The sequence below is a fragment of the Rhizobium sp. BK008 genome, from assembly GCF_014197345.1.
Lineage (GTDB): Bacteria > Pseudomonadota > Alphaproteobacteria > Rhizobiales > Rhizobiaceae > Rhizobium > Rhizobium anhuiense.
The window spans coordinates 144,855-167,992 of record NZ_JACIFK010000002.1; the positions used below are offsets into that span (position 1 = coordinate 144,855).

Here is a 23,138-nt window from a genome sequence, read left to right on the forward strand (position 1 = left end):
GTTCTCCAGAATTCTGGGGCGGGTAGCGGGATAAGATGGGACGCTACTCCAAATATGAAAGTTCTCGTCAGCCGTGCAAGGCGACGATCGCCTCGATCTCGACGGTGATGTTGCCGGGCAGCGAGCCGAAGCCGACGGCCGAGCGGGCATGTTCGCCGGCTGGCCCGAAGACTGCGATCAACAGATCCGAGCAGCCGTTGATAACGCTCGGATGATCCTCGAACTCAGGCACGGCATTGACCATGCCGAGCAGTTTCACTACCCGCTTGACACGGGTGAGATCGCCGAGCGCCTCCTGCATGACGGCAAGCAGGTTGATGCCGGTCAGCCGCGCATGGCCGTAGGCCTCGTCGACACTGATGCCGCCGCCGACCTTGCCGGCATGCAGGAAACCATCAGCCTCGCGTGGTCCCTGGCCGGAGAGGTAGAGCATGTTGCCTTCGATTACGTGCGTGACGAAATTGGCGATCGGCGGCGGTGGCGGCGGAAGCGTTATGCCGAGGGCGGCAAGCCGTTCGTAAGGCGAGTTCTCGACCTTGCCGGCGGCGGTGGGAAACTGATTCACGCAAACTCCTGTCATGCAATTTTATGATTTGGCGAATTGGAATAGGCCGACCCACGGTCGGCGGATTAGAGATCCTTGCGAAGTCTTGGATCGAGCATGTCCCTGAGGCCATCGCCGACCATCTGCAGCGACAGCACCGAGAGGATGATGGCGATGCCGGGAAACAGCGTCATCCAGTCGGCCTGGCCGATATATTGCCGGCCGGCGGCGATCATCGTTCCCCAGGTCGGGATTTCGGGGCTGACGCCGAGGCCGAGGAAAGACAGGCCGGCTTCGGCAAGCATGGCGCTGGCGAAGAGGAATGTGGCCTGCACGAGGATCGGCGACAGCAGATTGCGCAGCACATGCCGCGTCATGATATGGAAGGTCGATATGCCAAGCGCCCTCGCCGCCTCGACATAGGGCAGTTCGCGAATGACCAGCGTCGACGCGCGGACGATGCGGGCAAGGCGTGGCGCATAGACGATCGACAGCGCGATGATCACGGTCGTCAGAGAGGGACCGAGGGCTGCGACGAGCGCAATCGCCAGCAGAATATCCGGAAACGCCATCATCGCGTCGATCAGCCGGGCGATCGGCGTATCGAGCTTCTGGAAGAAACCGGCCAGCAGCCCGAGCGTCACGCCGATCACCGCCGAGAGCGTCACGACCGCAACACCGACGAGCAGCGACAGGCGGCCGGCGAAGATCGTGCGCGAAAAGACATCGCGACCGAACTCGTCCGTGCCGAAGAAGAACATGCCGCCGGGCGGCTTCAGCCGGTTGACGATGGAAAGCTTCGACGGCGAATAGGGCGCGACGACAGGTGCGAAAACCGCCAGAAGCATGAAGATCGTCAGGATCAAGAGGCCGCAGGCGACCGTCTTGCGTTTCAGCAGGCGCCGGACGAATTTGCTGCCCTCGCCCTCGACGGCTGATTTGATTGCGATATCGGCCATCAGTAGCGCACCCTCGGATCGATCAGCAGATAGAGCATGTCGATCGCAAAATTGATCAGCACGTAGAGCGCGGCGATGACGAGCAGCGCGCCCTGGATGACCGGATAATCGCGGCGCAGCACCGCCGAGACGACGAGATTGCCGACACCCGGCAGGCCGAACACGGTCTCGGTGACGACGGCGCCCGAAATCAGCACCGCGGCCGTCAGGCCGATCACCGTCAGGATCGGGATCAGCGCATTTTTCAACGCGTGCTTGAGGATCACCCGGCGCTCGATCAGCCCCTTGGCGCGCGCCGTGCGGATATAATCGTCGCCGAGCACATCGAGCATCGAGGCGCGGGTGAAACGCAGGATCAGCGCCGAGGAGACAATGCCGAGCGCGAAGGCCGGCAGCGTCAGATGATACATGCGGTCGAAGAAGGTTGAGCCGGGACCGCCATAACCTGAAACCGGGAAGAGGTTGAGCCGGACGGCGAAAAACTGCATCAGGATGAGGCCGAGCCAGAAGCTTGGAATGCTGGCGGCAAACATGGCAAGTGTCGTTGCCGCCTGGTCGACGAAGGAGCCGCGCCGATATGCGGCATAGATGCCGATCGGAAGGGCGATGACGCTGGCGATGGCAAGCGAGAACAGCGTCAGGAAGAAGGTCGGCTCGGCGCGGTCGAGCAGAGCCGAGGTGACAGGCATGTTGAGGAAGATCGACTGGCCGAGATCGCCCTTCAGCAGTTGGCCGATATAATAGACATATTGCAGGCCAAGCGACTGATCGAGGCCAAGCCGGGATCGGAGGTCGGCAATATCCTGCGGCGTCGCATCCGGCCCGAGCATGACGGCGGCCGGATCTCCCGGCGTCACGCGCACGATGACGAAGACGATCGTGACGACGAGAAACATCACGACGATCATGCCGAACAGGCGCTGGAGGATGTAGCGTATCATGAATGCCTGGCCTTAAGCCTTTGCGGATGAGGCAGAAAAGATGACCGGTACCGGCCGCGGAAGGCCGGCACCGGTGGCGGTGTTCACTTCTTGATCGAAGCATTCCAGAAATACGGCCACGGCGCCGGATCGACGCCTTCGAGCTTGGTCGACTCGGCCGAGACGGCGTTGAAGTCGCCGATCTTCATGAAGGGTGCGTCGGCATAGACGGCCTTCTGGACATCGGCCCAGAGCGCAACGCGCTTCTTCGGATCGACTTCCGAGGTGAAGGCATCGACGGCTGCCTTGCGGGCCGGCGTATCCCACCAGCCGGGCGAGCTGGTCGAGAGCGAGCCGATGAGGGCCGGCTCCGGCAGGAAGGGGCTATGGGTGATATAGATATCCCAGAGCTTCGGATCGGCGCGGCGCTGCGTCAGCGTCGCCCAGTCCACAACCTGCATATCGACGGTGAAGCCGGCGAGTTTCAGATATTCGGCGGCGACCTGCGCCATCTTGTAGTGGAACTCGTACTGGCGGCTGGTTAAGATACGGATCGGTTCGCCGTTATAGCCGGCCTTTTTGGCGGCAGCGGCCGCCCCTTCCGGATCGGCGACGTTATAGGCGCCGTCGACGCCGGCATCCGTCGACCAGGCAAAGGTCTTCGGATAGATGGCGCCGTCGAGAGCGTAGAAATCCGTGCTGCCGAAAGCAGCCGCCAGCATGTCTTCCATGCTGAGCGCCTGGCGGATGGCCTTGCGCACTTCGACATTCTTGTTGATGCCCTCGGCCGTGTTGAAGACGAAGACGGGATAACCGAAGGGCTTCAGGATGATCGGCTGCGAGGCGGTGGAGGCCTTCAGCTTGTCGTAGGATTCGACCGGAATGGAGTCGACATAATCATACTGGCCTGAGATGGCGGCCTCGACACGGGTATTCGGGTCCGGCACCGGCACGAAGCGGATCTCATCGAGATATTGATGGCGGGCGCCGCCGTAACCATTGCTGTCGCCCTCGCGGGACTTGTAACCGTCGAAGCGGACGAGCTGGATATACTGGTCGGCCTTGCGCTCCTTCAGCATATAGGGACCGGTGCCGATGAATTCCTTCATCGGCTCGTCCTGCTTTTCAGAGGGGATGATAATCGCGGCCGAATTGTTGAAGGCAAGCAGCGAGGTCAGCGGCGCATAGGGCTGCTTCAGCGTGATCGTGACGGTCGCCGGATCGACGGCGGTGATCTTGTCGATGAAACCGGCCACCTGCTTGCCGCGCGAGGCGATCTTCATCCAGCGGCCAAGCGAGGCGACGACATCGTCCGAAGTCATGTCGCTATTGTCGTGGAACTTGATGCCGGTCCTGAGCTTGATCGTATAGGTTTTGCCGTCGGCGCTGATTTCGGGCAGGCTTTCGGCCAGCAGCGGCGTGACGTTCCAGCTCTTGTCGAAGGTATAGAGCGTTTCGAAAATATGCTGCGTGACGATGCCGACGAGATCGGCCGTCGACGACATCGGATCGAGCGTCGGCGGCTCGCCGATCGTCGCGACGTTGATGACGCCGCCCTTTTCCTGGGCAAGGAGAGTCGAAGGCAGGGCGACGAGCGCAGTGCCGAGCAGGAATGCGACCAGTGTTTTCATGCGAGATCTCCCGATTTAGTTCCACAATTATGTAATTCATATTTTTGTAAGAGAATAAGAGATGCATCGATCCTGTCAAGCACGCGCGACGGATTATGCCCTCCCGGGTAGCGCGACGCCGGAAAAACACCATCTTCGGCTGCGGCGCGCCCTCTGCACGACGGCCGGACATTATGCCAAGGTAAGGCGATCACCCTGCAGCAAGGCTCAACGGAACGGGAGAACAGGATGAGGATCGATTTCAACGACGGAACATGGCTGAACGAGCCGGCCAACTGGCGGGCAGACGAAGCCGCCCTCACCCTGACGACCGATGAGAAAACCGATTTCTGGCGAGAGACCCATTACGGTTTCACCCGCGACAGCGGCCATTTCCTCGCCTTTCCCACCGCCGACGGCTTCACCGCACAAATCCGCGTCCAGGGCGAATTCCGCACCCTCTACGACCAAGCCGGCCTGATGGTGCGTATCGACGAGAAACGCTGGGTAAAAACCGGCGTCGAATTCACCGACGGCGAATCCTTCCTCAGCACCGTCGTCACCGACGGCAGGTCCGACTGGTCGGTGGCGCAGCCCTTCAAGGAATTGGAAGACTTCCGCATTCGCGTCACCGTCGCCAACGGCGCGATGCGCATCCAGGCTTCACGTGATGGCAGCTTCTGGCCGCTGCTGCGGTTAGCGCCCTTCCCGGCAGCCACGCGCTACGAGGTCGGGCCGGCTGCCTGCACGCCGGAGCGTAGCGGGCTGACGGTGCGTTTCTCCGAATTCTCGATTGGGCTGGCGATTACTAGGGATCTGCATGATTTGAGCTAGAAGAGCGACACTACCGAAAGAACAAGATCAAATGACTGCGAGTGCAGGGCAGCACACTTGACAAAGATAAGATGCCTGTATTTTACTCAAGCCTGCGGAATAGGCAGAAGGCCGCCGCATTGACATGACTCCGATAGTCTCTGGGCAGTTTCGCCCCATGACGCCTCATCGCTCGATGGGACCAGCGTCGTGGGGTTTTTTGATGTGGTCACTTCATGAATGACGCGCTGAAAATCGGCATCCTCTTTTCGACCACCGGCCCCTACGGCTCGATGGGCCGCGACGCGCGCGACGGCGCCGTTTTCGCGATGGCCGAATATGCCGGCGCCGAAGGACTGGCGATCGAACCCGTGTTCTTCGATCCGCATGCCGATCTTGCCGCCTATCTCGATGGTGCGCGCCATCTTTTGCGCGCCGGCTGCCGCCACATCGTCGGCACGATCACCTCTGCGGCGCGCAAGGAGGTCATCCCGCTCGTCGAGAAACATGACGGCCTGCTCTGGTACATGTGCCCCTATGAAGGTTTCGAGGCCAACGAGAACGTCATCTATGTCGGCGGCTGCCCGAACCAGCATCTGTTGCCGCTTTTCGAGCACCTGATCCCGCGTTACGGGGCAAGGCCCTATCTCGTCGGCGCCAACTATGTCTGGGGCTGGGAGATGAATCGGCTCGCCCGCGAACTCATCACCAATGCCGGCGGCGAGGTGCTGGGCGAACGCTATCTCCCGCTCGAGGAAACCGCCGTCGAACGCATCGTTGCCGAGATCGCGCAGCGCCGCCCGAGCTTCATCCTCAACAATCTCATCGGCCCGTCGAGCTACGCCTTCCTGGAGGCGATCAAGGCCTTGGGTGATCGCGACCCGGCCTTCCGCGCGGAAAACTGCCCGGTCGTCAGCTGCGACCTGATGGAATGCGAGCTCGACGATATAGCCGCAGGAGCTGCCGCCGGCCAGCTTTGCGCCGCGTCCTATTTCGACAGTATCGCGACCCCCGAAAATGCTGCCTTCAAGGCCCGTGTCACAGAGCGTCACGGCACGGAGCGGCGTGTCTCCAGCGTCTTTGCCAGTGCCTATACGGCCGTCCGGCTCTGCGTCGACGCGATCGTCGCTGCCGGCGGTGATGAGCCCGACGCCGTCCGGCGCGAGCTCTACAATCGATCCTGGCCGACCCTGTTCGGTGCGCTGGCGATCGACCGCGAGACCAATCACGCCGCCCTGCCCTTCCATCTCGGCCGGATCAACGCCGACAACGGCTTCGATGTCGTCGCCTCGCGGCCGCCGCTCGCCGCCGACCCCTATCTGACCGGCCGTAACCGACAGGCCTTGCCGCGGCTGAGGGTGGTGTCATGAGAGAGACACCCAATTTCACCGGCTGGCTGGCGACGGTCCTGCATCGCGAGGACGGCAACACCGACAAGCTGGTCCGCCAGCTTCGCCTGCTCGGCATCGATGCAACGCTGCAATGGGCGCCGCTTTCGGCCGCAGTACTGCCTGATCTCGTTATCGTCGATGCCGACCAGGGCTGGGACGATCTGCTGCCCTGGAACGGCGAAACGCCTGCCTGCCCCGTCGTCGCCTTGCTTGGTTCGGAAGCGCCCGGCCGCATCGCCTGGGCGCTCGGACAGGGTGCCGGCGCGATCATCGCCAAACCGATCGCCACATCGGCCGTCTATCCGGCGCTTGTCATGGCCGTCTCCATTCATCAGGAACGCAAGGCGACTGCGGAAAAGCTGCAATATCTCGAAGAGCGCGTCCGGCTGCGGCCGCTCGTTCACGCCGCCGTCGAAAAGCTTCGGGCCGCACACGGCATCGACGAGGAGAGCGCTTACGCAATCCTGCGCAACTGCGCCATGCGCCGCCGCCTGCCGATGGAGCAGATATCAGCCTTCATTCTGGCAGGAGCAGAACCTCTGCCGGAGGCGGGCTGATGCATGTGCTGAAACAGATGATTCGCCAGCCGACCGCCCTCTTCGGCCTGATCGTCGTCACACTCGTCATCGGGCTCGCCATCGCAGCGCCGTGGATCGCGCCGTTCAGTCCGGACGAGCAGATGTTTGACGGCCTCTCACTCGAAGGCGCGCCGCTGCCGCCGGGCGGTCCCTATCTGCTGGGCACCGATACGCTCGGCCGCGACCTCTTCTCCCGCCTGCTCTTCGGCGCCCGCACCTCTCTGATCATCGGCCTTGTCGCCAATGGCATCGCGGTGGCGATCGGCCTCTTCGTCGGCATCGTTGCCGGTTATCTCCGCGGGCTGCCGGGCAACATCCTGATGCGCTTCACCGATCTGATGATGGCCTTTCCGGCGCTGCTGCTCGCCATCGTGCTGGCAGCCCTTTTGAAGCCGAGCCTCTGGATCGTCGCCATGGTGATCGCGCTCGTCAACTGGGTGCAGGTCGCCCGCATCGTCTATACCGAGACTCGCGGCCTGGTGGAGCGCGATTTTATCATGGCGGAGCGCTCGCTCGGCGCCGGCCATATGCGTGTGCTCTTCATGCATATCCTGCCACATCTCGTGCCGACGGCAATCGTCTGGGGCACGCTCGGCATCGCCACCACCGTGCTGCTCGAGGCGACACTTTCCTTCCTCGGCGTCGGCGTCCAGCCGCCGCAGCCCTCCTGGGGCAACATCATCTTCGAGAGCCAAAGCTATTTCCAGGCCGCCCCCTGGCTGGTCTTCATTCCCGGCGCGATCATCCTTCTGACGGCGCTTTCCTTCAATCTGGTGGGCGACGCGCTGCGCGACATACTCGACCCGACCCAGCGCGGGAGGGGCTGATGGCGTCCCTCATGCTGCGCCGGTTGGCACAGGCGGCCCTCATCCTGCTCGGCGTCGCGGCAATCACCTTCGTGCTGCTCTACGCCCTTCCGGCCGACCCGGCCCGCATGATCGCCGGCCGCAGTGCCACGGCCCAGACGGTCGCCAACATCCGCCATGAGCTCGGCCTCGACCAGCCGCTGCTGGTCCAGTTCGGCACCTATCTCGGCAATCTGCTGCATGGCAATCTCGGCCGCTCCTATGCGCAGAAAACCGATGTCTGGACGCTGATCGCCGCGCGGCTACCGGCGACGTTGACGCTGATGCTTGCCGGCATCTTCGTCGAGGTGGTGCTCGGCCTGACGCTGGGCACCATCGCCGCCGTGCGTCGCGGCGGCTTCGTCGACCGGCTGGTGATGATGGCCTCCTTTGTCGGCACCTCGGCGCCGCAGTTCCTCGTCGCCCTGCTGCTGCTCTACCTGCTGGCGGCAACGCTCGGCTGGTTTCCGATGAGCGGCTATGGCAGCTTCTCGCATCTCGTCCTGCCTGCCGTCACACTCGGCATCTGCGGCGCCGGCTGGTACGCCCGCATGGTGCGCTCGTCGATGATCGACGTGCTGAACCAGGATTATGTCCGCACGGCGCGCGCCAAGGGTCTTTCCTCGAAGCGCGTCATCCTGCGCCATGCGCTGCCCAATGCCGTGCTGCCCATCATCGCCATGATCGGCATCGATATCGGCCAGTTCATGGGCGGCGTGGTCGTGGTCGAAGCCGTCTATGGCTGGCCCGGCATCGGCCAGCTCGCCTGGCAGGCGATCCAGCAGGTCGACATCCCGATCATCATGGGCGTCACGCTGACGTCTGCGCTCGCCATCATCATCGGCAACCTGCTTGCCGACCTCGTCGCGCCGGTCATCGATCCGCGCATCCGCACACGCTAACAGCAACCAAAGAAGGGGAACCCAAATGTTCAAACGCTGGCTGCAACAGACGACCATGGCAACGATGGTGGCGCTCGCCCCATTGTCCGTCATGGCCGAGGAAACGCCCAAGCAGGGCGGCGATATCGTCGTCACCTACAAGGACGACATCACCACACTCGACCCGGCGATCGGCTACGACTGGGTCAACTGGTCGATGATCAAGGGCCTTTATTCCCGACTGATGGATTATGCGCCCGGCACGCCGAACCCGGTCCCCTCGCTTGCCGAAAGCTTCACCGTTTCGCCCGACGGTTTGACCTATACCTTCAAGCTGCACAAGGGCGTGAAGTTCTCGAACGGCCGCGAGGTCGTCGCCTCAGACGTGAAATATTCGATCGAACGCGCCGTCGACCCGAAGACTCAAGGGCCCGGCGCCGGCTTCTTCGGCGCGATCAAGGGCTTTGAGGATGAAACCGGCGGCAAAACGACGACGCTCTCCGGCATCGAGACGCCTGACGATAGCACCGTCATCTTCAACCTCTCGCGTCCCGACGCCACCTTCCTGCACGTGCTTGCCATCAACTTCGCTTCGGTCGTGCCGAAGGAAGCTGTCGAGGCGGCCGCCGGCGACTTCGGCAAGAAGCCGGTCGGCTCCGGCACCTTCATCCTGAAGGATTGGACGATCGGCCAGCAGCTCGTTTTCGAGCGCAACAAGGATTATTTCGTCAAGGGGGTTCCCTATATCGACAGCTTCAAGGTCGAGGTCGGCCAGGAGCCGCTGGTGGCGCTCTTGCGCCTGCAGAAGGGCGAGGTCGATATTGCCGGCGACGGCATTCCGCCGGCAAAATTCCTCGAGATCAAGAATTCGGCCGACGGCGCGCAGATGATCGTCGACGGCGAGCAGCTGCACACCGGCTACATCACGCTCAACACCAAGGTGAAGCCCTTCGACAACGTCAAGGTTCGCCAGGCGTTGAACATGGCGATCAACAAGGAGCGCATCACCCGAATCCTCAATGGCCGTGCAACGCCTGCCAACCAGCCGCTGCCGCCGCTGATGCCGGGCTACGACAAGTCCTTCACCGGCTATGCCTATGACATGACGAAAGCCAAGGCGCTGCTTGCCGAAGCCGGCTACCCCGACGGCTTCGAGACCGTGCTCTACTCCACCAACACCGACCCGCAGCCGCGGATCGCCCAGGCGATCCAGCAGGATCTGGCCGCCGTCGGCGTCAAGGCCGAAGTCCGGGCGCTGGCCCAGGCGAACGTCATCTCGGCCGGCGGCACGGAAGGCGAAGCGCCGATGATCTGGTCGGGCGGCATGGCCTGGATCGCCGACTTCCCGGATCCGTCCAACTTCTACGGCCCGATCCTCGGTTGCGCCGGCGCGGTTCCGGGCGGCTGGAACTGGTCATGGTACTGCAACGCCGATCTCGACAAGCGCGCCGTTGCCGCCGACTCGATGTCCGATCCGGCGAAGGCAGCCGAGCGCACCGCCGCCTGGGGCAAGATCTTCACCGACATCATGGCCGATGCGCCGTGGATCCCTGTCATCAACGAACGCCGGGTCGTCGCCAAGTCGCTGCGCATGGGCGGCGCTGACAACATCTACATCGATCCGACCCGCGTCATCAATTACGACGCGATCTATGTGAAGCAATAGGCCCAAGGATCCAGCCTTCCCGGCATTTGCCGGGAAGGCCATAAATTTCAGGGAGACATGACATGTGCATCGCCTGCACCCACACCATTCACCGCGCCCAGCATAATTTCGGCTGGAACAAGGATTTCGCCCCCGCCGTCGTCGCCAAGCCGGGCGAGACGATCCACTTCGAATGCATGGATTCGTCGGGTGGCCAGCTCGGAAGCGACGCCACCCTGGAAACGCTGAACGCGCTCGATTTCGGCAAGATCAACCCGGTCTCCGGCCCGGTCTATATCGAAGGCGCCAAACCCGGCGACGTGCTGAAGGTGACGCTGCGCAAGTTCATTCCCTCGGGCGCCGGCTGGACGGCCAATATCCCAGGCTTCGGCCTGCTTGCCGATCAATTCAAGGATCCGGCGCTGCATGTCTGGTCCTATGACGCCAACAGCATGGTGCCCGCCCTTTACGGCCCGGGCGGCCGCGTGCCGCTGAAGCCCTTCGCCGGCACGATCGGCGTCGCCCCCGCCGAGCCCGGCACCCATTCCGTCGTTCCCCCACGTCGCGTCGGCGGCAACATGGACATCCGCGACCTGACGGCGGGGGTGACGCTCTATCTGCCCGTCGAGGTCGACGGCGCGCTGTTCTCGATCGGTGATACCCATGCCGCCCAGGGCGATGGCGAAGTCTGCGGCACCGCGATCGAAAGCCAGATGAACGTCGAAGCGACGATCGAGCTCGTCAAGGACGCCAAGCTGCAGACGCCGCGCTTCACCACGACCGAACCGGTAACCCGCCATCTCGACGGCGCCGGCTACGAAGTGACGACAGGCATCGGCCCTGACCTGATGACCGGGGCGCGCGAAAGCGTCATGCGAATGATCGATCTTCTCGGCGCCGAACACGGCATGAGCGCAGTCGATGCCTATCTGCTCTGCTCCGTCTGCGGCGATCTCCGGATCAGCGAGATCGTCGACCAGCCGAACTGGGTGGTTTCCTTCTACTTCCCGAGGATCGTGTTCGCGTGAACGAAGCCATGCCCGCCGCAGCACCGGTGCTCAGCCTTCGCAATCTGAGCGTCGATGCCCGCACCCCCGAAGGCCGCAAGCCGGTGCTCCAGGATGTCAGCTTCGACCTTGCAAGCGGCGAAACGCTGTGCATTGCCGGCGAATCCGGCTCCGGCAAGTCGGTCACCTCGTTGTCGATCATGGGGCTCCTGCCGAGGGCCTCGCTGCGGGTCGCCTCCGGCAGCGTGCTGCTTGGCGAGCGCGACCTGCTCACGCTTTCCGACCGGGCGATGCGCAGCGTGCGCGGTGGCGATATCGCCATGGTGTTCCAGGAGCCGATGACCTCGCTCAACCCGGTCATGTCTGTCGGCAACCAGCTGACCGAGGCAATCCGCGCGCACCAGGGCAGCGAGAATGCCGAGGCGGTGGCGCTGAAGATGCTCGATGCCGTGCAGATCAGCGAGCCGGCCCGGCGGCTGAAGCAATATCCGCACGAGCTTTCCGGCGGCATGCGCCAGCGCGTGATGATCGCCATGGCGCTCTCCTGCCGGCCGAAGGTGCTGATCGCCGACGAGCCGACGACGGCACTCGACGTCACCGTGCAGGCGCAGATCCTCAGGCTGATGCGCGAGTTGAAGCGCGAATTCGGCGCCTCGATCATCCTCATTACGCACGACATGGGCGTCGTCGCCGAAATGGCCGATCGCGTCGTCATCATGCAGAATGGCAGGATCGTCGAGCAAGGAACGGCGCTCGCCGTCTTCCAACGGCCGAAGGAGGCCTATACGCAGCAATTGCTGGCCGCCGTCCCGCGGCTAGGAGCGCTTGCCGGCACCGACCGTCCGCCGCGCATCACGCAGCGCGCCGTCGAAACGCTGCATCCGGATCGCACGCCGGTCCTGAACGTGCGCGACCTCACCGTCACCTATGGCAATGCCGCAAGCCGGTTTTTCAGGGGCAAGCCGCCGGTGGCGGCCGTCGATGGCGTTTCCTTCGATATTCTGCCGGGTGAAACGCTCGGCCTCGTCGGCGAAAGCGGCTCCGGCAAATCGACGACGGGCAAGGCCGTCCTCGGTCTCATCCCCTTCAAGGGCAACGTCCTGATCGACGGCCGCAATATCGCCGGGCTCAGCCAGCGCGAGATGTGGCCCGTGCGCCGCTCGGCGCAGATGATCTTCCAGGATCCTTATGCCTCGCTCGACCCGCGCATGGCCGTCGGCAAGGCGATCGGCGAACCGATGGTCATCCACGGCATCGGCAACCACAGTGAAAGGCAGGACCGCGTCGCCGAACTGCTGCGCCGGGTCGGCCTGACGCCTGATGCCGCGACGCGCTATCCACACGAGTTTTCAGGCGGCCAGCGCCAGCGCATCTGCATCGCCCGGGCGCTGGCGCTGGAGCCCAAGCTGATCGTCGCCGACGAAAGCGTCGCAGCGCTTGACGTCTCCGTCCGCGCCCGCGTGCTCGACCTGCTGCTCGAACTGCAGGAAACGCTGGGGCTCGCCTATCTCTTCATCTCTCACGACATGGCAGTGATCGAGCGCATGTCGCACAACGTCGCCGTCATGCGCGCCGGCCGCATTATCGAAACCGGGACGCGGCGGGATATCTTCGAGAACCCAAGGGATGACTACACCCGCGCGCTGATCGCCGCAGTTCCGATCCCCGATCCGGAGGTCTATCGTGGCAAGGAAGCGCATGCCTGACTGAGGGCTTGAGAGTTACCAGCGTGACTAGGCTGTGGACCTTCCGGCGCGCAACTATCCATACAAGATCTTGCGCAAGCGCTCCTGCAAATCACGAGTGGAATCATCGATAAAGCTGGTTTCAGAGATGCTGATACGGACCACATCATCTGTTTCCTGCTTAATCTTAGCTTCCGAAAGTCCGGCCAGCCGTTTCCTGTGATCGACGCCGACATAGCGCCAAAACAGTTCGCTGAGCCACATGACTGCCGCTATCGCTTCTATATACCCTGAACGAAATTCCCAGCGACCGGGGTTCTGCGAGATATCAACAACCATCTGCTCCAGCGGTGGCGGTAGTCCGTTGGAGCGCATAGGTAAAGACGAGTAATCCCGATTGGCAGCCTTGTAGATGAGGGGATCTTGGGCATTTTGCCATTTGTCGTATTCAACATCGGCAACCCACGCCTGAACGAAGTGAGGCGATACGATAAACGGCTCAACCCATTGTTCCCAATCGATTGCCGCGTTTGGAACTTTCTCTCTTACTTCGACATAGCAATGCTCAGCGTCTGCTACGGCACCGTACTTAAAAATGAGTGTCGAGGTTTCGATTTGACTAAGTCGATCGGTATTTCTAACTGATGTCAGGAGCTTCTTGAGTTGGAGAGAGGATCCGTGACCTTGGATTTTTTCGTCGAGCTTTAGCCTCCGCAACACGTCGAGAATTGTCTCTAAGGCGTCAATGGCCTTCAGAGCGCCATGTCTTCGCTCTCCTACTTCTATTTGTGGCTTCTCCGTGATGATGGTCGTCTTCGGGTTAGCTGGGACAAGGGTAAAGATCAGTTCCAGCTTTTCTTGCCTGGTACGCTCCATTACTGAAATTCCTTAATTACCACTGTTACACCCTCTCTCTGGCCATACTCTACCAGAGCCTGTGCAGCGTCGGCTCCGCCCGGCTGAACTCGAATATCGAGAACTTTATTCGCAAGGTTGCCGTTGACCGTTATGGGGCGGCTACCAAGTTCGTCAATCGTATTTTGCATCCTCGCCATCCATGTCGAACCGGTGGTATCGACGGTTTTCAAGCTGACCACCGTATTCCCGCTCTGAAAATCGATCAGCGGAAAATATCCATTTTTTTCGGCACCGATATTGAACCAGCCGTTCGCATCGCTGTATTCGGTTCGTGCGAGCGATGACTCGATTGATTTACCCCGATCAATCGGATTAAGCGACCAAACACTCGATTGCGGATTTGTGGCGGCCGCGTTCGTCTTGGCAATCTCACCCAGCGTTGCAGACCCGAAGATCTTGAGCTTGCTCGCCAATGCGACAACTTGAGCCATGGCAGCAGGATCGCCATTGTTTGCCTGCTGAATCATGTACGGGATACCAAAAACACCGGCGGGATCTGTGACCAAGAGCCCGTAAATGGCAGGAAGGTCGCGCTGCTGCTCAGCGGTCAGGTTCTCGACGCCATTAGGCGCAAGAATTTTCAGGATTTGATCAACCCCACCGGAGTTGCTTAGCAGTTGCTTGGCGGCGTCCTGATCCTCCTGTGACGCCCAATAAGAAATTGTGCCTGCGTAGCTCGACAACGATGCAACCACGTCGCTTAAAACCACAAGGCATCCGGAACCACTATAGCCATTTGCTCGGCAAGCAACGTAGGCGGCCTGCTGCTGGGTGTCTTTCTGCTCGAGTCGCGTCTGCTCTCCGCAGGCCTTTGGATCACCTTTGCCCCCATCACATGCAGCTTTTGCGGCGGCGAGAGCGTCGTTGTCGGCATGGTTGAGATAGTTGTGTTGGTAGTTTGCGGCCCCATAGGCCGCACCTTCCCCACCGCCTACTACACCGCCCACGGCAGCGCTGAGGCTTGCGCCGATCAGTTTGGCGAGAGCGGCACCTTCTTCTGTCCCTTCGTATTTGGTACCCTTGAGCATGCCGTTGACAAGCCGCTCGACCACTGGAGCGAATAGCGTGGAGGCCGCGCCCCCGAGAGCGGCCTTGACGGCACCTTCCCAGCCATTGACTCCACCGAGGATGCCGCCGCCGATCGCATGTAGAGCTGCGCGGCCAACACCGCCCTCACTCCAATAATCCATGCCTGCTTGATCGTGGTTGATGACGGCTTGCTCATACAATTCGGATGCGATGTCCCCGACCAACCCCGCCATAGTATTCTGCGCCGCCTGGAGGTCCGCTTGGGTTTTGTATTGATCCTTTAGGATGCTCTGCAGATCTGGCAGACCGGGCAGCGAGGTGTTGGTGTTACTAGTGTCGCGGCGGATCGCGCCGAGATCCTGTGTCTGGTGCTCCGGATCGGTGATGGTGATGCCGATGTTCGGACCGATGGCTAAATAGGCCTTGCCGGTCTCCTTCTCCCCGGCTTTGACCGGCGGCGCGAGCGAAAGGCCGCCAGTGCCGATCGAACCACCGTAGGTGTCGGCCTTCCAGGTCGAATGCGTATCGATATCGGCGACCGTCAGCGTGCCGGTGGAGAAGCTATTGCGCTCCTCGCCGGCTTCGCTGGTGATCAGGCCACCAACCAGCGACGTCCGACCGCTCACGTCAATGGAAAGACCGCCAGTGCCTGCGTGGATGCCGGATTGTTCTGTGACGAGAACGGCATCGCCCATGGCCTTCTGCGTGACGCCGGAGATGCCGGTGGAGCCGAAACCGATCTGGCCCGAGAGACTGAGCTGATCGGCATTGGCTTTGACGGTATCAACCAGGCTCTCGATCGTCAGATTCCTGACGTCGGCCACGATGGAATTGCCCGCGACGGTCGCCCCCTTCAAGGCAAGGTCGTTGGTAAGAATCGTGACGTCGCCGGTGCCGTTGAGATGGGTGTTGGTGTGGGTGGTGCCAGTGGTGCTCGAGCCACCCTTGCCATAGGAACCGCTGGCTCCGACGCTAGCGTTGCAGCCGGTCTTCGTGGTGCAGCCGAAATTAACGCCGACGCCAGCGCCCCATGAGCTGTTCGAACTGGTCGAATGTGACGTGCCGGTGGCGGCGTTGAGGTTGATGTTACCATTCCTCGCCGACAGGATAATGTCGCCAACCAGCGGATCGTCGGAGATCGTCGGCAGGCCGAACTTGTCGTAGCCGGCAGCGATCTGCGCCCCGTCGCTCGTGATCGAGCCGTTCTGCGCCGCTAGGGTGATGGAGCGGCCGGCGCGGACATCCGTGACGACAGGCGCGGACGCCGTCGACGAGGATGCGCTCTGCTGATGGTTGACACCTACATTCAGACCGATGCTAAAGGAGAGACCCTTGCCACTGGTGAGGTCCTCAGAGACGCCTTTCAGACCCTTGATACCCTCATAGAAGCTGAGACCGACAATCGCGCTGTTGGTCAATCCGTTGACGCCGCCCGGATCCGACAGGCGCTCCGCTCCGTTCATGATGCTCTGGGCCGCACTTCCCAACTGGCTCGAGACGGAGAGCGTCACGCCGGCGAAGGTCTTCTCATGTACCTCCTGGTAATTGGAGACATCGTTAGCAGACAGCAGATTGATGTCGTTGGCGGCGAAGAGGTTGACGTCACGCTCGGCCGAGGCTTGGGCGGCCTGCAGGTTGACATTGTTGCCGGCGGAGATGTTGAGGTCGCGGCCGGCCGAGAGCATGGACGTGGCGTTGGTGTCGGATTGCTGCGCCGAGCTGTCCTTGCTCGTCTGCGCGCCGATGCCGACCGAGAAGCCGCCATTGCCGGCGGAGAAGGACAGGCCGAAGCCGGACTTCTTCTCCTGCTCGGACTGCGAGAAGCTTTCCGCCCCTGGTGTGACATTGACGTCGCGCTTGGCCGACAGATTGATGTCGCGCTCGGCATCGACCGAAGAGCCCATGATGTTCAGGTCGGTTGCCCGGGCTGTCAGGTTGACGTCCTCGCCGGCGGAAAGCGCCGAGCCGACATTCAGCGTCGAGGCCTGTGCACCCTTGTTCTGCTGACTGCCGTAGATCGAAATAAACCCGCCGCCGGAACCGACGCCGATGCCGGATTTCTTTTGCTGCTCCTCGAGCTCGTGCGTCTCCTGCGCCCCGATGATCGAAACGCTGTCGGCCGCGACATTGATCGAGCCGTCGGCATCGACCTTTGAACCTGCAACGACTGCTGCCTTGCCTGCGTCGAGATTGATGTCACCGCTGGCGCTCAGCTGCGAGCCGACCGTCGTCTCGTCGTAGCTCTTGTGGCTGGATGAGCCTTTCGACAGGAAGCCGCTACGCGAGCCCTTGTCGTCCTTGGCGCTGGTATCCATTCCGGAGGCGATGATCAGGTCACCGCCGGCGTTGATGTTGAGGTCCGCCGGGTCGGTGCCGTCGTCCTTGCCGGCTTCGATCTTCGAGGCGGAAATGACCATGTCCTTGCCCGACTGAAGATCGACGCCTGCGCCGCCGCTAATCGACGAGCCGACGGCCGTCGTCGTTTCCAGATGCGTGGTCGTCTTCTCGCTCTTGCCGAGGAAACCGCCCTTGGTGCTAAGCTTGGTGTCGAGGGTCGCGGTGTCGGTGGCTTCGGCGATCGTCACGTCGCCGTCGGCTTTGAGAGCGAGCTTGCCGTCGGCGGCGAGCTTGCTGCCGACGATGTTGAGGTCGTGATCGCCGCTGCCGTTGCCCGCCGTCACCGAGAGATCGCCGCCGGCTGATATTTCCGAGCCGACATGGGTGATCGACGAGGCGGATTTCTTTCCGAAGGTGGATGCGGACTGCTCCTGGGCGGCGGTGATATTGATATCGTCGCCGGCGCTGAGCGCGACATTGCCGCCAGCCTTGACGGACGAACCCGAGAGCAGGATGTCGTCGCCTGATTTGATCGTCGCATTCGTGCCGGCGGATAGCTGCGATTGCTGCTGGTCGGTGGAGAGCGTCCTGGTGTAGCCGGACTGGTTGTTGCGGGCGACATCGGTCGACACCACGGCCACCGAACCCTTGTCGGCGGTCACATCGAGCGTCGTGCCCGCCTTGGCCGAACTGCCGATGAAATTGACGTTGTCGGTTGCCTTGATCGTCAAGGCTGCGCCGCTGGTGACCTGGCTGCCGGTGGCGTTCTGCTGGCCTGAATTATCGACCTTGGCCGCTGCGAGCGTGACGTTGTTGCCGGAGAGCTGGGCGGAGCCTGTGGCATTGACCTTGACGCCCTTCAGCGCCAGATCGCCGCTGCCGCCGGCGAGCTGCAGATTGCCGCCTGCCGTCACGCCTGCATTGGTGTTGACGAGGTTCTGGCCGCCGATCGTCATTGTCTGGGCGGCCAGCGTGATGCCGTTGGTGGCATTGAGCACCGTGTCGCCGCGCGACAGGAACGTGCCGCTGCCCTGGATGGAGCTGCCGGAGACGGTCAGGCCGCCAGCGGATGCGATCAGGCCGGAATTGTCGAGATTGCCGACATTCATATTGACCGAGCCGCCCGCTATGGCGGCGCCGGCGCCGGTCAGCTTCTGCCGGTCGGCGGCGGCGACGTAGACGACGGGCGCGAGCACCTGCACGCCGTCGACGCTCTGCCACTGGTAGAGGACGATCGACGTGGTCAGCGCCGCCGCCTGCTCAGGCGTGAGGCCTTGGCCGACGGCCAGGTGGTGCTCCTTGGCATAGTCGACACCCTCGTCGAGCAGCGTCTTCATCTGCTCGATGGCGTCATTGCCGGCGATGAAGGTGCTTCTGCCGAGGCCTTCGCCGACAAGCTGCCGCAACTGCGTGTCGATCAGCTGGTTCTCGAAATAGGCATCGCCCAGGAACGGAACCGTCGTCTCCGGCACGTAGCCGATTTCTTTCATGAAATAGCCGGAGCCGTAGAACTTGCCGACGTCGAGGAATTCGGCGCGGGTTTCGAACAGGAAGATCTGTCCGCGTATGGTGCCGCCGAAGCCGCCCGATTGCGGCTTGGCGGCGGCCGCAAGAGCTGCGCCGTCGACGCGGATGCGCTCGGCAATATTGCCGAGCCCGGCAAGCAGGCTGCCGCCGTTGGCGGTGACGCCGCCGAGCGCCGCGTTGACGTTGAACAGCGCGCCGCCGGCCGTCAGACCGGTGAGCGCCGAAAGCGGATCGCCGGGATTGCTTGATGCCGCCAGGCTGGCGCCGCCTGCCATCGAGCCGGCTGCGGACGTGTTGTTGACGCTGCCGAAATCGACGGAGAGGGCTCCGCCGGCCTTAATGTTGGCCGAGACGCCGCCGATCGCCTGGACGGAGCTGACGATCGTCGAGCCGTTGGCGATGTTCTTCGAGGGATTGGCGTTGCCATTGCCATCATAGGCCGTGCAGGCGCCCTGGGCGTTGCAGGTTGTCGTCGTCGTGCGAAAGAGCGTGACGCCCGTATTGTTGAGTGTCGAGCCCTTCAGCGTTGCGTTGCCGCCGGCCTCGATCGAGCTGTAGGAATTGGTCAGATTCGTGGCGTCGATCGAAAGGTTGCGGCCCGCCCGGATCGTCGCTTCCGGGCTGAGCGTGCCGACCAAGCGGTCCTCATAGACCGACTGACTGAGATTGGACGACCAATCCCAGGTGTAGGTGGTGCTTTCGTCCGAGCCGCTGAAATTCACCTCGTCGACGATGAAATAGCGCGACGGATTGTTGGGATCGACAACGGGATTGCCGTTCGCGTCCCTCGGCACCCGGTCCCTGATCCAGTCGATGATCGGCCCGACCTTCTCGGGTCCGTCGGCCGAGATCCATGTCCATGCATGATAGGTCGTGCCGTCGGCAAGCGTCGCCTTCGACCAGAGCAGCGGTTCATAATCCTGCCACAAGGCCGGATCCACGCCCGCATAGAGCTGGTACATGTTCTGGTCTGCGGTCTCGAGGTAGCCGAACGGCAGGCCGGCGGCGACGGGATTCAGCGTGAAACCGCTGACGACGCCTGACGACACCAGGGTACCGGTGGTCCATTGCGGCGTGGCGGCCCGCTGGTTGGTCAGGTTGCTGGTCAGGATCGACATGTCGTTTCCGGCCTGGATCAGCCCGGAAACATTGGTGACCGCCGCATTTCTCTGCGCTGATGTCGCCCCGGCAATCGTCAGATCGTTGCCTGATATGATGGCGCCCTGATTGTTGGTGAGCACCCCGCTGACGAAGAGGTTGGCGTTGTTGCCGGCATAGGTCAGGCCCGTGGCATTGTTGGTGAAGTTGCCGGAAATGTTGAATGTGAGATCGTTGCGGGCTGCCAATTGTCCGGCATTGGTCAGCGACGGCAGTGTCAACGTCAGGTCGTTGGCGGCGAGCAGCGCGGTGCCGGCCGTCGTGGTAAGACCGCCCGCCTTGATGGCGATATCGCCCGAACCGCCGGCACTGGTGACGGCATTGACCCGGGCGCCGCTGAGATCGGCCGTGCCGGAGAGATTGAGAGCCAGTCCGCCGAGAGTGAGGCTGCTGTTGGCAAGGTTGGCGCTCGCCGCATTGAGCGTCAGCGTACCGCCGGCGGCGAGGTTGCTCGCCCGGCCATTGGAGAGATCGATATTGGTCGTGCTGAGCGTCAGGTTGCCGGCAGTGCGGGTGGGATTGCCGTAGCTGATCTGGCCGCCCGACGCCGTGAGCGCAGCGCTGGCGAGGCTCTGGAGCTTGTTATAGGCAATATTCTGGCTGGCGCTGGCCGAAAGAGCGCCGCTGCTCAGCAGGGCGTTGCCGGCGGTGATCGAACCGCTTGTTGCGGCAAGGCTCATGCTGCCGGTCTGCTGGAGCTTCAGCGTGCCGGCGGATGCAGCTGTGGCCGCGAAGTCGAGGCCGGAAACGAGAGTATCGACGGTGATATCCCGCGCCGAGAGGCTGGCGTTCCCGGCGGCAAGTGACTGGCCGGTAAGATCGATCGAGCCGCCGGCAACGATCGTCATGTCCTGATGGGCGACGACGTTGGCGCTGACATCCCCCGCTGCGCTGGCATCGACGCTTCCGGCGGCAAGCAGGTTGCCGGCGCTGATATCGGTGGTCGTCGCCTTGAGCGTGAGATCGCCGGCCTGCCCCAGAGCGATGTCGCCATTGGCCGACTGGGCGGTGGCGGCAAAATCGACGCCGGAGACGATGGCGCCGGCCTGAATGGCGGGACCCGTGACCGAGACGTCGCCGGCGCCAAGGAGCTGGCCGGTGACCGATGTATCGGCGTTGATGGCAACGGCGCCGTGGCCGCTGACATTGTCGGCCTGGAAACGACCGGCATCGATGAGGAGCGCGCCTGCGGCAAGCAGCGTGTCGATATCGACGCTCCCGCTGCTGCCGGCATCAAGCGTCAGGTCGCCGGCCGTGCCGACGGCGATGGCGCCACTCGGCGAGGCGGCGGTGACGGCAAAGTCCATGCCGGCGACGATCGTGCCCGCTGCAATCGAGCCGCCGCCGATCGATACATCGCCGGCGCCAAGGAGCTGGCCGGTGACGTCGGTGTTGCCGGAAAGCGTGATCGCGCCATGACTGGTGATAGCAGCGGCACTGAGGTTGGCGGCGGAAGCCGAGAGATTGCCGGCCGCAAGCAGGGTGCCGGCATCGATGTCGCCGCTGGCGACAAGGGAGAGATCGCCGCTCTGCGTCAGCACGATAGCACCGCCGGCCGCTTCCGTTCCCGCAAAGTCGATGCCGGCGATGATGGCGTCGGCCGAGATGGCCGAGCCGGTGATGTCGATGTTGCCGGCACTGAGGATCTGACCGCTGACATCTGTGGCCGCGTTGATCGCAATGGCGCCATGCGCGATGACGCTCTGGGCCGTCAGCACCGCTGATGTGACCGACGTATCGCCGGCCGACAGGAGTGTCTCGACATCGACGGCGCCGCTGCTTGCGGCAAGCTGGATGTCGCCGGCGCCTGATAGAACCGTGCTGCCGTTTGCTGCATTGGTCGCAGCAATGTCGAGGCCGGAAACGACCATATCGGCCGAGATCGAGCGGCCTGACGCCGTGACGTTGCCCTGCGCCAGAATATCGCCGGAGATGCCGATATCGGCGCCGGCGGAAAGCGCGATATTGTTGCTGCTGACGAGCGAGGCAGCCGAGATCGCGCCTGATGTGGCGGTGATGGAGAGCGCGCCGGTGCCCTTGACCGCACCGACAACCTGGATGTCGCCCGACGTAGCGGACAAAGAGAGCGCATTGCCGGCGGTAATGCTGCCGGCGGCAATGCCGGCCGCCGACGACATCAGCACGTTGGCGGCGCTGTTCACCTCGCCGCCGACACTCAACAACCCGCTGCCGCTTGACAGCACGATGTCGCCATCGGCGGCGACCGTATCCAGCGTGATGCCCTGCCCCGCCTGAACGGCGACCTTGGCTTTCGAGGCCACCTTGGCGGCCGTCACCTTCGCCTTCGAGGAGATCGAAACGCCCTGCTGGCCGGAGACATTACCGAGCGAGATCTTGCCGTCGGCCGACAGTGACAGCTCGTTGGTGTTGGCGGCGAGATTGCCGCTCATGCGCACGCCGGCGCCCTTTTCGGTGACGACGATCTTGATGCGGTCGGCCTGCATGGCACCGAGTGCTGTGCCGTCGATCGCATATTCCGGCGTGCCTGATGTCGCGGCAAGTGCCGTGGCGTTGCCGGTGGCATAATCGAATTGATTGCGGCCAGCCGTGACGCGAAGATCCTTGCCATAGACAGGACCGTTGACGTGGACCGCCCGAGAAACGATGTCGAAGAGGTCGACGGCGCCAGACCCGGCGGAGAAATTGCCGCCGTTCGGCCCGATGGTGACGTCGCCGCCATTGACGGTAAAGCCGTTGAGCTTGCCATCGGCGCCGATTTGAGGCGCGCCCGTGGTCAGCGTCGCATGCGGCGTGTTGATGAAGCCGCAGCCGTCGCAGGTGATGCCGTTCGGATTGGCGATGACGACATCCGCCCGGCCGCCGAACACCTCGATCGGGCCGTTCAATCCCGAGCGGTTGCCGCTGGTGACCTCATTGAGGATGACCGATGCGGGACCTGATGTGTTGAGATTGGGATTGCCCGGCGTCAAGCCGCCGAGATTGGAGGTGCCGACCTCGCCCTTGTAGTTGTTGAGGATGAGGCCCGGCGTGCCGACGTTGAAATTGTCGTATTTGTTATGCGACAGGCCGCTCGCATTCGGGGTGACGATGTCGATGAGCGGCACGCCGTTCGGGGCGGTGCCGACGCCCGGCTGGTTGGCGACGGGCGCCGTGGTGCTCGCAGAAACCGATTGGGCATTGGCCAGCATCGGCTGAAAGACCAAGAGTGCGCTGAGCACGACGGCAAGCGAGCGATTGGCAAATCTGCCGAGCCGGCAGCCAAGACCCCTTGCTTCAGAACCAGGACCGGTTTTCTCACGCATCGTTTTG

General features: G+C 62.7%; 14 protein-coding genes. 8 read left to right on the forward strand and 6 right to left on the reverse strand.

The window, feature by feature from the left end; genetic code table 11:
- Nucleotides 1-67: 67 nt before the first annotated feature.
- The 4 genes from FHT69_RS12190 to FHT69_RS12205 all read right to left on the reverse strand — a co-directional run bounded on the left by FHT69_RS12190 (nt 68) and on the right by FHT69_RS12205 (nt 4,054).
- Nucleotides 68-580 (reverse strand): RidA family protein, encoded by a 513-nt coding sequence (locus FHT69_RS12190; protein WP_183905408.1) that lies wholly within the window; start codon nt 578-580, stop codon nt 68-70.
- Nucleotides 581-630: 50 nt separating this feature from the next.
- Nucleotides 631-1,503, reverse strand: a complete 873-nt coding sequence (locus tag FHT69_RS12195; protein ID WP_183905409.1) for an ABC transporter permease — start codon at nt 1,501-1,503, stop codon at nt 631-633.
- On the reverse strand, nt 1,503-2,444 hold the full coding sequence (locus FHT69_RS12200) for an ABC transporter permease (protein WP_025554445.1): 942 nt from the start codon (nt 2,442-2,444) through the stop codon (nt 1,503-1,505). The genes FHT69_RS12195 and FHT69_RS12200 overlap by 1 nt, the downstream gene beginning before the upstream one ends.
- A gap of 83 nt (nt 2,445-2,527) precedes the next feature.
- On the reverse strand, nt 2,528-4,054 hold the full coding sequence (locus tag FHT69_RS12205; RefSeq protein ID WP_183905410.1) for an ABC transporter substrate-binding protein: 1,527 nt from the start codon (nt 4,052-4,054) through the stop codon (nt 2,528-2,530).
- Between the two features lie 228 nt (nt 4,055-4,282).
- Between FHT69_RS12205 and FHT69_RS12210 the strand changes: the two genes are divergently transcribed.
- From FHT69_RS12210 to FHT69_RS12245, 8 genes are all read left to right on the forward strand, one after another.
- Nucleotides 4,283-4,867: a DUF1349 domain-containing protein gene (locus tag FHT69_RS12210; protein ID WP_183905411.1), complete on the forward strand. Its 585-nt coding sequence runs from the start codon at nt 4,283-4,285 to the stop codon at nt 4,865-4,867.
- 215 nt (nt 4,868-5,082) lie between these two features.
- Complete coding sequence (locus FHT69_RS12215; RefSeq protein WP_183905412.1) at nt 5,083-6,216, forward strand: transporter substrate-binding protein; 1,134 nt, start codon at nt 5,083-5,085, stop codon at nt 6,214-6,216.
- On the forward strand, nt 6,213-6,794 hold the full coding sequence (locus FHT69_RS12220) for an ANTAR domain-containing response regulator (protein ID WP_097544062.1): 582 nt from the start codon (nt 6,213-6,215) through the stop codon (nt 6,792-6,794). Before FHT69_RS12215 ends, FHT69_RS12220 begins: the two co-directional genes overlap by 4 nt.
- Nucleotides 6,794-7,642, forward strand: a complete 849-nt coding sequence (locus FHT69_RS12225; protein WP_017996436.1) for an ABC transporter permease — start codon at nt 6,794-6,796, stop codon at nt 7,640-7,642. Before FHT69_RS12220 ends, FHT69_RS12225 begins: the two co-directional genes overlap by 1 nt.
- Entirely contained in the window at nt 7,642-8,562 is a 921-nt protein-coding gene (locus tag FHT69_RS12230) for an ABC transporter permease (protein WP_024320038.1), read from the forward strand. Before FHT69_RS12225 ends, FHT69_RS12230 begins: the two co-directional genes overlap by 1 nt.
- Before the next feature lie 25 nt (nt 8,563-8,587).
- The gene (locus FHT69_RS12235) at nt 8,588-10,207 is read left to right on the forward strand and encodes an ABC transporter substrate-binding protein (RefSeq protein WP_183905413.1); all 1,620 of its coding nucleotides are present in this window, start codon (nt 8,588-8,590) and stop codon (nt 10,205-10,207) included.
- Between the two features lie 62 nt (nt 10,208-10,269).
- Nucleotides 10,270-11,214: an acetamidase/formamidase family protein gene (locus FHT69_RS12240; RefSeq protein ID WP_063476052.1), complete on the forward strand. Its 945-nt coding sequence runs from the start codon at nt 10,270-10,272 to the stop codon at nt 11,212-11,214.
- Nucleotides 11,211-12,899, forward strand: coding sequence for an ABC transporter ATP-binding protein (locus FHT69_RS12245; RefSeq protein ID WP_063476051.1), 1,689 nt, complete (start codon nt 11,211-11,213; stop codon nt 12,897-12,899). The genes FHT69_RS12240 and FHT69_RS12245 overlap by 4 nt, the downstream gene beginning before the upstream one ends.
- Nucleotides 12,900-12,953: 54 nt before the next feature.
- Here the strand turns inward: FHT69_RS12245 and FHT69_RS12250 are convergent, their stop codons facing one another.
- Both FHT69_RS12250 and FHT69_RS12255 read right to left on the reverse strand, forming a co-directional pair.
- Nucleotides 12,954-13,754: a hypothetical protein gene (locus FHT69_RS12250; RefSeq protein WP_063476050.1), complete on the reverse strand. Its 801-nt coding sequence runs from the start codon at nt 13,752-13,754 to the stop codon at nt 12,954-12,956.
- The gene (locus FHT69_RS12255) at nt 13,754-23,131 is read right to left on the reverse strand and encodes a hemagglutinin repeat-containing protein (protein ID WP_246780715.1); all 9,378 of its coding nucleotides are present in this window, start codon (nt 23,129-23,131) and stop codon (nt 13,754-13,756) included. The genes FHT69_RS12250 and FHT69_RS12255 overlap by 1 nt, the downstream gene beginning before the upstream one ends.
- Nucleotides 23,132-23,138 lie beyond the last annotated feature (7 nt).

Excerpts from the sequence above, each read along its gene's own strand:
- FHT69_RS12190 (WP_183905408.1), bottom strand. The coding sequence starts at position 580 with ATGACAGGAGTTTGCGTGAATCAGTTTCCCACCGCCGCCGGCAAGGTC.
- FHT69_RS12195 (WP_183905409.1), bottom strand. The coding sequence starts at position 1,503 with ATGGCCGATATCGCAATCAAATCAGCCGTCGAGGGCGAGGGCAGCAAA.
- FHT69_RS12200 (WP_025554445.1), bottom strand. The coding sequence starts at position 2,444 with ATGATACGCTACATCCTCCAGCGCCTGTTCGGCATGATCGTCGTGATG.
- FHT69_RS12205 (WP_183905410.1), bottom strand. The coding sequence starts at position 4,054 with ATGAAAACACTGGTCGCATTCCTGCTCGGCACTGCGCTCGTCGCCCTG.
- FHT69_RS12210 (WP_183905411.1), top strand. The coding sequence starts at position 4,283 with ATGAGGATCGATTTCAACGACGGAACATGGCTGAACGAGCCGGCCAAC.
- FHT69_RS12215 (WP_183905412.1), top strand. The coding sequence starts at position 5,083 with ATGAATGACGCGCTGAAAATCGGCATCCTCTTTTCGACCACCGGCCCC.
- FHT69_RS12220 (WP_097544062.1), top strand. The coding sequence starts at position 6,213 with ATGAGAGAGACACCCAATTTCACCGGCTGGCTGGCGACGGTCCTGCAT.
- FHT69_RS12225 (WP_017996436.1), top strand. The coding sequence starts at position 6,794 with ATGCATGTGCTGAAACAGATGATTCGCCAGCCGACCGCCCTCTTCGGC.
- FHT69_RS12230 (WP_024320038.1), top strand. The coding sequence starts at position 7,642 with ATGGCGTCCCTCATGCTGCGCCGGTTGGCACAGGCGGCCCTCATCCTG.
- FHT69_RS12235 (WP_183905413.1), top strand. The coding sequence starts at position 8,588 with ATGTTCAAACGCTGGCTGCAACAGACGACCATGGCAACGATGGTGGCG.
- FHT69_RS12240 (WP_063476052.1), top strand. The coding sequence starts at position 10,270 with ATGTGCATCGCCTGCACCCACACCATTCACCGCGCCCAGCATAATTTC.
- FHT69_RS12250 (WP_063476050.1), bottom strand. The coding sequence starts at position 13,754 with ATGGAGCGTACCAGGCAAGAAAAGCTGGAACTGATCTTTACCCTTGTC.
- FHT69_RS12255 (WP_246780715.1), bottom strand. The coding sequence starts at position 23,131 with ATGCGTGAGAAAACCGGTCCTGGTTCTGAAGCAAGGGGTCTTGGCTGC.